Origin of the sequence: Schaalia cardiffensis (genome assembly GCF_016405145.1) — a bacterium.
Lineage (GTDB): Bacteria > Actinomycetota > Actinomycetes > Actinomycetales > Actinomycetaceae > Pauljensenia > Pauljensenia cardiffensis.
The window spans coordinates 713-9,828 of the sequence record NZ_JAEKIA010000022.1; the positions used below are offsets into that span (position 1 = coordinate 713).

7 protein-coding genes and 1 CRISPR repeat array are annotated in these 9,116 nt (G+C 59.9%); of the genes, 4 read left to right on the plus strand and 3 right to left on the minus strand.

Going from position 1 to position 9,116, the window contains the following annotated elements:
- Positions 1 to 9: 9 nt before the first annotated feature.
- Positions 10 to 910: direct repeats of the CRISPR family, unit length 37 nt; unit sequence GTCAGAAAGCACCTCGCACCATAAGGTGCATTAAGAC.
- 99 nt (positions 911 to 1,009) lie between these two features.
- The 3 genes from JFX23_RS09090 to JFX23_RS09100 form a co-directional block, all read right to left on the minus strand.
- Complete coding sequence (locus JFX23_RS09090; RefSeq protein WP_233050675.1) at positions 1,010 to 1,507, minus strand: methylated-DNA--[protein]-cysteine S-methyltransferase; 498 nt, start codon at positions 1,505 to 1,507, stop codon at positions 1,010 to 1,012.
- Between the two features lie 27 nt (positions 1,508 to 1,534).
- Positions 1,535 to 2,992, minus strand: a complete 1,458-nt coding sequence (gene der, locus JFX23_RS09095) for a ribosome biogenesis GTPase Der (protein ID WP_233050684.1) — start codon at positions 2,990 to 2,992, stop codon at positions 1,535 to 1,537.
- 94 nt (positions 2,993 to 3,086) lie between these two features.
- Positions 3,087 to 4,670: a UDP-N-acetylmuramoyl-L-alanyl-D-glutamate--2,6-diaminopimelate ligase gene (locus JFX23_RS09100; RefSeq protein WP_198776373.1), complete on the minus strand. Its 1,584-nt coding sequence runs from the start codon at positions 4,668 to 4,670 to the stop codon at positions 3,087 to 3,089.
- An 82-nt stretch (positions 4,671 to 4,752) separates the two neighbouring features.
- Between JFX23_RS09100 and pepN the strand changes: the two genes are divergently transcribed.
- The 4 genes from pepN to JFX23_RS09120 form a co-directional block, all read left to right on the plus strand.
- Positions 4,753 to 7,308 (plus strand): aminopeptidase N, encoded by a 2,556-nt coding sequence (gene pepN / locus JFX23_RS09105; protein WP_198776372.1) that lies wholly within the window; start codon positions 4,753 to 4,755, stop codon positions 7,306 to 7,308.
- A 1-nt stretch (position 7,309) separates the two neighbouring features.
- Positions 7,310 to 8,167, plus strand: a complete 858-nt coding sequence (locus tag JFX23_RS09110; RefSeq protein ID WP_198776371.1) for a DUF881 domain-containing protein — start codon at positions 7,310 to 7,312, stop codon at positions 8,165 to 8,167.
- 1 nt (position 8,168) lies between these two features.
- Complete coding sequence (locus tag JFX23_RS09115; RefSeq protein WP_005963696.1) at positions 8,169 to 8,501, plus strand: small basic family protein; 333 nt, start codon at positions 8,169 to 8,171, stop codon at positions 8,499 to 8,501.
- Between the two features lies 1 nt (position 8,502).
- Positions 8,503 to 9,116 (plus strand): DUF881 domain-containing protein (locus tag JFX23_RS09120; RefSeq protein WP_198776631.1); only part of this gene is annotated, 614 nt, incomplete at its 3' end.

Genomic DNA, 9,116 nt, shown 5'->3' on the forward strand with positions numbered 1-9,116 from the left:
TTTCGCGGCGTCAGAAAGCACCTCGCACCATAAGGTACATTAAGACTATACGTATCCACCCTCTCCCGGGTTTTCCCCGAGGTGTCAGAAAGTACCTCGCACCATAAGGTGCATTAAGACATGCAGAGTGTGCGAGCTGACGGTCTTCGCTGTCCATGTCAGAAAGCACCTCGCACCATAAGGTGCATTAAGACTCATTGGCGATGGTTCCCGCAACCCCTTCATAAGTCAGAAAGCACCTCGCACCATAAGGTGCATTAAGACCATAAGCTACCTCCTTTCCAGTAAATGAGGTGCGAGTCAGAAAGCACCTCGCACCATAAGGTGCATTAAGACGGCGGTTAAGCCCACTTGATCACTTCGTCGAAAAGTCAGAAAGCACCTCGCACCATAAGGTGCATTAAGACCTGCGGACTGCGCCTCTCGCCTGGCCTGCTCGGCCGGTCAGAAAGCACCTCGCACCATAAGGTGCATTAAGACCATAAGCTACCTCCTTTCCAGTAAATGAGGTGCGAGTCAGAAAGCACCTCGCACCATAAGGTGCATTAAGACTGAGATGCTACCATCCCCCAATAACCATACTTTGCGTCAGAAAGCACCTCGCACCATAAGGTGCATTAAGACAACAAGACGAGTAATCTGGCCAACAATGTCGGCCTGAGTCAGAAAGCACCTCGCACCATAAGGTGCATTAAGACATCTATGTAGCCTGCCAATACTACTATGAATATGGTCAGAAAGCACCTCGCGCCATAAGGTGCATTAAGACCGCCTAGCCGTTGCCAGCTCTTCAGCCTTAACTGTCAGAAAGCACCTCGCGCCATAAGGTGCATTAAGACCTTTCAGGTAGGGGGCGATGATCGGCCACGCCGGGTCAGAAAGCACCTCGCGCCATAAGGTGCATTTGGATGTGTCGACGATGAGGGAGACGCAGGACACGACCTTGGATCAGAAAGCGCCACGCCCCACGCCTGAGGGACATTCACCCCAGCCTCGCAGCGCCCCACGCTCAGAGGGCAGAAGAAGCCCCTTGCCGTTCAAAATCCAGAAGGAACTGTTTCGCTTCCACGCCGCCCCGGTAGCCGCCGAAGGACCCGTCTCTGCGGGTGATGCGGTGACACGCCTGAATGAAGGGCAAAGGATTCGCCGCACATGCGTTTGCGGCAGCGCGATGAGCCTTCGGGTGCCCGGCCGCGGCAGCCAATTGCGAATAGTTCATCGTCTCTCCGAAAGGAATCGTGGAGAGAATCGCCTGAACCTCGGCAAAAAAACCCTTCGACAAACACCGGTCAAGAGGCAGATCAAAACTTTGACGCTTACCCGCGAAATACTCAGTCAACTGGCGCTTCGCCAAGTCAAGCAGGGGAGTGGCATCTTCGTGAATCTCCTCGTGAAGCACCTGGGCGACGCGAAGGCGAACAGATTCAAAACCCTCCTGCTCAAACGCGATTCGTACAAGGCCCCGATCGCTCCCAATAAGAAGCAAAGCCCCAATAGGGGAATCCATCGTCGCCCAGCTCAGCATTGCCCCAGTTCACTTCCTCTTACGCTCACGCACCCGCATTGAAATCTGAATCGGAGTGCCCTCGAAACCGAACTCCTCACGCAAACGACGCTCAATGAACCTCCGGTAGCCCGGATCAAGGAACCCCGTCGTAAAAAGTACGAACCTCGGCGGACGATTCGACACCTGAGTGCCGAACAAAATACGCGGCTGCTTCCCACCACGCAAAGGATGCGGATGAGCGGCAACAAGCTGACCGAGGAAAGCATTGAGCTGACCAGTCTGGATACGCGTCTCCCACCCCTCAAGAGCAGTCCTCAACGCCCGGGTGATCCGGTTCGTATGCCACGAAGTCTTCGCCGACAAGTTAATGCGCGGTGCCCACGACATCTGCACGAGCTCACGTTCCAACTCAGCACGCAAAGCCAGCTGGCGCTCCTCGTCAACAAGATCCCACTTGTTATTCACAATGACAAGAGCCCGACCAGCATCGACGACGGCCTGCACGACCCGAATATCCTGCTCAGTCAGCGGCTCAGAGCCATCAAAAAGGACGAGGGCGACCTCGGCCTTCTCCAAAGCGGCCTGCGTGCGGATCGACGCGTAATAGTCCACGCCTGTCGTCCGATGCATTTTGCGGCGAATACCCGCAGTATCGACGAACCACCAGAACTCGCCATCAAGCTCGACCAGCTCATCAACCGGATCACGAGTCGTACCGGCCAACTCATTGACCACAACTCGCTCCGAACCGGCCAGAGCGTTGAGCAAGGAGGACTTGCCGACGTTCGGACGGCCCAGGAGCGCTACGCGGCGCGGTCCGCCCTCGGGCATCTTCGCAGCGACCGCGGACTCTTCCGGGAGGACCTCAAGGACCGCGTCAAGCAAATCACCCGTGCCGCGCCCATGCAGAGCCGAAACGGGATACGGCTCACCCATGCCCAGGCTCCACAAGTAAGCAGCATCAGCCTCCTGCTGAGGCGAATCGACCTTATTCGCAGCCAAAACAACGGGCTTGCCCTTCGAACGCAGCATCGTGACAATCCGCTCATCCGAAGCGGTCACCCCGACCGTCGCATCGAGGACGAGGAGGACCGCGTCCGCCAAATCGACGGCAATCTCCGCCTGCTCGGCGACCGAACGATCCAAGCCCTTAACATCAACCTCCCAGCCACCCGTGTCAACCACGGTGAACGCTGTGCCCGCCCACTCGGCAGGGTAGGAGACGCGGTCACGAGTCACCCCCGGAGTGTCCTGGACAACCGCTTCTCGTCGACCAATGATCCGATTGACTAGGGTCGATTTGCCGACATTCGGACGGCCAACGATCGCGAGGACCGGCAGGCCCGCCATGTTCTCCTCATCGGCGTCGAAAACACCCTCCGAGTCGAGGAGAGCAAGGTCTTCCTCTTCGAGTTCGAACATGTCGAGGCTGTGCCTCATTTGGCTGGCACGAAGCTCGGCGTCCTCGTCAAGAGAGACATCCATGGGCAGATCCTTGTCAATCACCCGCCCATCCTAAATCGGAGGGCGGGTGATATGACCAAGGAGTGGGCCTCATCGGGCGGTTTTCCGCCAGATGTCACACGTGAGAACGCAAATCGTAAGTGAGGACCTCGCGGGCGACGGGCACATCGTTGTACTCGTGCTTAATGCCCTCAATGTCTTGATACCACTCCGAGCCCTTCCCAGTGATGATGACAGTGTCACCAGGCTGAGCTGCAAGAATCGCTTTCCTCACAGCATCCCGGCGGCAGGTTATCACCTCCGTCACATTATTAAGGTCCGGGCGCACACTCTTAATCCCCCGCATAAGGTAATCACGAATCGACTGTGGATCCTCAGTACGCGGATTCTCATCCGTCACCCACAAAACATCCGCTTCACGCGCCGCAATTCCGGCAATGACCTCGCGCTTCGACACATCACGGTCACCATCCGTGCCGAAAACAATGACGAGCTTGCCGACAGTGAGGTCCCTCGTCGAACGCAGCGTCCACTCGAGTGCCTCCGGCGTATGCGCATAATCCACAATGACGAGGGGCTGGTTACGCGGCTCGGGGTTGATCTTTTGCATGCGCCCCGGGATCTGCTCTGCCCTTTCAAGGGCGGCAATCACCTCATCCGTGTCATAACCGAGGCTCAAAGCAGCCACGATCGCGACCGCCGTGTTCTGCACATTCACCTCACCGAGGATCGGCATGGCGACCGGGTGAGCCTGACCTTGAGGGTCGACGAGTTCAAAAACGATCTTCCCAAGCCCCTGGTCCGGGTGGACATTGCGGACCGTCCAATCGGCTTCTTCCTCACTCAAAGCGGCGACGGTCGTCACGGGCACGCTCGCCTCTTTAGCTAGACGCTGTCCCCATTCATCGTCCACACACACGACGCCCCGCTTGGAATGGGCGGGAGTGAAAAGCATCTTCTTCGCCGCGTAGTAGTTCTCCATCTCCCCGTAATAGTCGAGGTGGTCGTGCTGGAGGTTCGTGAAGGCGACGACGTCGAAAACAATGCCGTCAACTCGCCCGAAGCTCAAAGCATGGGAACTGGTCTCAACGACCGCTGCACCCAGGCCCTTCTCCAGGGTGAAAGCGAGGAGCCGTTCAACGACCGGAGATTCAGCGGTCGTCTGATCCGAACGGAAACGCAGGTCACCGATGCGAGTTTCAACGGTGCCGCAGATCGCCGGGTCCGTGAACTCGATGCCGAGGGCTGCGCGCATGAGGAACGAGGTCGTTGTCTTCCCATTCGTCCCCGTCACCGCCATCGTCTTGAGCTTCTCAGCGGGCGAGCCGTAGATGTTCTTCGAAACGAGGGCCGCGGCGCTGCGAGGATCAGCGACCACCACAACCGGAAGGTCAACCTCCGCCTGGCGGGCCAGCTCAGCTCCTTCAACGTCCGTTAGAAGGACACTCGCCCCGTTGGCCTGTGCGGCGGCGGCGAAACGCACTCCATGCTGAGTGAGTCCCGGAATGGCAACGAAAACCCACCCCGTTTCGCAATCCAAAGAGGAGACGGTGGCGCCACTAACCTTCAGCTCGTCAATCTGGGAGGTGGAAAGGGCGTTGCCGCGCGCATCAAGGAATGCCTCGACGTTCAGGCCCTGGAGGGCCTGGGAAAGGGGGAGTGGTTCAACTGTGGGGCGGATGTCAACGACAGAAGTCATGGGCCCACTCTAGCGCCCAGACACTCCCGACCCGCTGGCTGCGCACCAGCGGCAGCGCCCATGAATACGTAGACTTCGACACATGCGAGTTCTCACCCGGACCGAAGCCCACGAGCGAGCACACAGCATCGCCCTCGACGAGGTGGCCGTGCACGTCGATGTGCGCGGCGGAGATCTTCCCGGTGCCTCGACTTTCCAGGTTCGCTCCACCCTCAACCTCACCGCCGCACAGGATTCAACTTTCCTTGACGTCGCAGGGACCGTGACCTCGCTCAGCGTCAACGGTCACGTACGGCAATTCCATCAAGACGAGGAACGACTCGCCCTCGAGGATCTTCCCACGGGCACGCCAATCACGATCACCGTCGATGCCGACTACAGCTACTCGCGCACAGGCGAGGGCTTGCACCGTTATGAAGACCCCGAGGACGCTCGGGTGTACTGCTACACGCAATTCGAACCCCAGGATGCCCACCGGGCCTGGCCCTGCTTCGACCAGCCCGATATGAAGGCGCGCTGGTCCTTCACCGTTGATGCCCCCACCCACTGGATTGTCGCTTCGAACTGCCAGGAAGTCTCAACCGAGGCGATCGAAGACGGGGTGCGACACGTTTTCGCGCAGACTCTGCCCCTGTCGAGCTACATCACCGCCCTCGTCGCGGGGGACTGGGCCGTCGTCGACGGGGGAGTGTGGAAAGGGGGAGCCCCCGGCGGCGAGGAGATCGAAGTTCCACTGCGCCTCATGTGCCGCAGCGCCCTCGCCCCCTCAATGGACTCCGAAGATATTCTCGAAGTGACCACAGCGGGCCTCGACTTCTTCCACGAGGTCTACGCAAGCAACTACCCCTGGGGGAAATACGACGAGGTCTTCGTCCCCGAATACAACCTCGGCGCCATGGAAAACCCCGGCTGCGTCACCTTCAACGAGTCCTACCTCTCACGCGAACACCCGACCTTCTTTGAACGCCAGCGCCGCGCCAACACGATCCTCCACGAAATGTGCCACATGTGGTTCGGCGACCTCGTCACCCCCCAATGGTGGGACGGCCTGTGGTTGAAAGAGTCCTTCGCCGAGAACCAAGGAGCGATCGCGGCAGCCAGAGCAACGAAATACGCAGGGGAACGCGCCGCCTTCGTCGTCGGACGCAAAGCCTGGGCCCTCGAACAAGACCAGATGCCGACAACCCACCCGATCGATGCCGATATCCCCGATGTTGCAGCGGCGAAAACGAACTTCGATGGGATCACCTACGCGAAAGGCGCTGCGGTCCTCAACCAACTCGTCGCTTGGGTCGGCGAAGACGCTTTCTTCAAAGGTGCTCGCCTGTACTTCACGCGTTACGCCTACTCTTCGACCCGCTTAGAAGACCTCATCTCCTGCTTGGAAGAGGCTTCCTCTCACGACCTTTCCGGGTGGGTCGAAGCCTGGTTGAAGACGAGCGGCCCCGCCATCCTTTCAGCCTCCTGGCAAACGGATCTCAGCGGTCGCGTCTTCGACTTCACCTTGCGTGACGAAGCTCAAAAGCCTGGCCAATGCCCCCACCGCCTCGAAGTGTCGACCTGGGCGTTAAGGGGAGGGAAACTCGAGAAAACCCATTCCTTTGACGTGCGGATGAACGGCGTTGAAGCGCCGATCGACCCTGAGGGGATCCTCAATGTTTCGGGGGGTCGCTCGCACATGGATCTCGTCGTCGTCAACGACAATGACCTCACCTATGCGGTGCCGCGCCTGGATTCTTCTTCTACCGAGCTCGCCCTCGGATTCATCTCCACCTGTCCTGACTTGATGACCCGTTCAGTCGTCTGGTCATCCCTGTGGAACGCCGTGCGCGATGGCCTCCTCGACCCGGAGAAGTTCGCCTTTTCGGCAATGCGTTGTGCCCTCGACGAAGAAGATGCCTCCCTCGCTGCCGAAATCGTCACCATGGCCCGAAGCGCGATGACCTCCTACCTGCCCTCCTCGAAACGTGCCCCGCTGATCCACGAGCTGTCGAGGACTGCGATCCGCCTTGCCCGCACCCTCAGCGCTGATCGTGCTCGCCCCTGGGTCAAGGCGATGCTCCCCCTGGTCCCCCACGCAGCAAAAGAGGAGACGCTCCTCTTCGTCCGCGAGCTCGCCGAACACAACTCCTCCCAAAGCGGCTGGCTCGCCCGCGCCGCCCTCGCCGCCCGCGACGAAGCCTCACCACAAGACATTGAGCACTGGTTCTTAGCGCATCCGAGCGGGGAGGCTGCGGCGCATCGCATCCGAGCACTCGCAGCAATCCCACGGGGCGAACAACGAGAAGCCGCATGGCAACTCATCACCTCCCCTGAAGTTTCAAACGACCACCTCAGCGCCGCTTTCGAAGGCCTCGCTTTGTCGACCTGGTCGGGCGAGTCGATCGTGGGGCGGGCCTTGGAAGTGATGGAAGAGTTCTGGGGCTCGCACACGATCGGATTGGCGATCCGTTTCGTCAACGGCTCCCTCCTCAGCGGAATAGACATCGAAAACCCGGCGAGCCTCAACGACCTCGTCGAGCAGGTCTCGCAATGGCTTGACTCTCACGAGGACGCGGCCCCCGCCTTGAGGCGCCTCATGATCGAACACCTCGACGACGCGAAGCGGCGAGTGAGGGTCCAGGAGCGCTGGGCGTGAAATGAAAGACAGCAAAGACAGCAAGGACCTTCACGGGAAAGAGCTTCCCGAAAATGACCGGGCTCCAGTGGACCCTGCGGCCTCAATGTCTTTGCTCACCCAGCTCCTCGCAAACCCCCTCGACGCCGGATACACGGAATACGCCGGACATGAGGCGAAACAATACTGGTGGCAGCGCGTCCTTGTCCTCCTCTTCGCGCTCGGACTCGGATTCGCCTCCGTCACAGCAATCACCTCACTGAGAACTGCGTCCGCGCATGACGTCGTCAACGATCTTCGAGACCGCGCACAATCCCAACAAAGGATCGTCGGCTCGCTACAAGACGACGTCCAATCCCTATCCTCACGCCTCGACACTGCAACCGGTGAAGAAGGGGGCGCCTCGAGCCTCGATACGGGCCTCCTCGTCGCGAACTCCCTCGCGCCCGTGTCCGGCCCCGGCCTCGTCGTCACCCTGAAAGATTCAGAATCCGCCGCCGCATTGTCGAAAAGCGGCAGAGGACGAGTGCGCGACCTCGACCTCAACGTCGTCGTCAACGCCCTGTGGGGCGCGGGAGCCGAAGCGATCGCCATCAACGGTATTCGCGTTGGCCCGGGAACCTTCATCCGCACAGCCGGCTCAGTGATCCTCGTGAACATCACTCCCGTGCAATCGCCCTACCTCGTCAGCGCAATCGGGGACGCGAACGCCCTCTCTGTCGCGCTCGTTCGCGACCAAACCGGGGATTTCCTCTCCAGCGCCCAGTCCATCAACGGAATCACCCTGTCAACGGCCGGAGATTCCACACTTGATCTGCCCGCCCTTGACCTGCGTACAACCCGCGAGGCCAAGCCACTCGAAACCGGTAAAGGAGATTAAGGTGCCCGCGATCATCGGCCTCATCGTTGGAATCCTCCTCGGCCTCTACTTCGACCCGACGGTGCCGAGCTGGCTCCAGCCCTTCCTGCCCGTCGCCGTCGTCGCAGGCCTTGATGCTCTCTTCGGCGCAGCCCGAGCGTGGCTCGAAGGCGCCTTCCACGACCGAGTTTTCATCACCTCCTTCTTCTGGAACGTCGTCGTCGCCTGCCTCCTCGTCCTCATGGGCAACCAGCTGGGAGTGGGTTCCGCGATGACAACCGCCGTCGTCGTCGTCCTCGGCATCCGAATCTTCTCCAACACCGCTTCCATCCGCCGATTGATCCTCAAGGCTTGAGATGAGCGAAGACACGACCCCCACCCGGACGGGACACCCTCGAAAAATCCCTTTCCTCACGCGACTGAGCGAAGCGATCTTCGCAGCTCCGCGCGCAATCCACCTGCTCCTCCTGCTCATCTGCGTCCTCCTCGGATTTGCGCTCGTCACCCAGGTCCGTGCCCAGCGATCCGACCCTCTTGAATCATTAAGTGAAGAAGACCTCGTGGTGCTCCTGTCCGAATTGAACGCGCAGGAGAACGCTTTGCGCCTCGAAAGGGCGAACCTGCAAACCAAGGTCGCTGAACTCGAATCCGCCGCCAATGAGCAAGAAGCCCAAGCCGAAGCCGCTCAAGCCGCTGAACTCCAGGCCCGCATCAACGCCGGGGCCGTCCCCGTGCACGGGCCCGGCGTCATCATGAGGGTTTCCGACCCCGAGGGGGCTTTAAGCGCCACCGAGTTCGTCATGACTCTTGGAGAATTGCGAAACGCCGGGGCAGAAGCGATCGAATTGAATGGCATCCGTCTTTCTACACGATCCGCTTTTGTCGGAGCAGGCGGCCAGATCCTCGTCGATGGCACACCGATTTCTTCACCCTACGATTGGCGGGCGATCGGAGCTTCACAGACGATCTC

What these genes read in the sequence shown, in the direction of transcription:
- JFX23_RS09090 (WP_233050675.1), bottom strand. Translation starts at nt 1,507, where the DNA reads ATGGATTCCCCTATTGGGGCTTTGCTTCTTATTGGGAGCGATCGGGGC.
- der (WP_233050684.1), bottom strand. Translation starts at nt 2,992, where the DNA reads ATGGATGTCTCTCTTGACGAGGACGCCGAGCTTCGTGCCAGCCAAATG.
- JFX23_RS09100 (WP_198776373.1), bottom strand. Translation starts at nt 4,670, where the DNA reads ATGACTTCTGTCGTTGACATCCGCCCCACAGTTGAACCACTCCCCCTT.
- pepN (WP_198776372.1), top strand. Translation starts at nt 4,753, where the DNA reads ATGCGAGTTCTCACCCGGACCGAAGCCCACGAGCGAGCACACAGCATC.
- JFX23_RS09110 (WP_198776371.1), top strand. Translation starts at nt 7,310, where the DNA reads ATGAAAGACAGCAAAGACAGCAAGGACCTTCACGGGAAAGAGCTTCCC.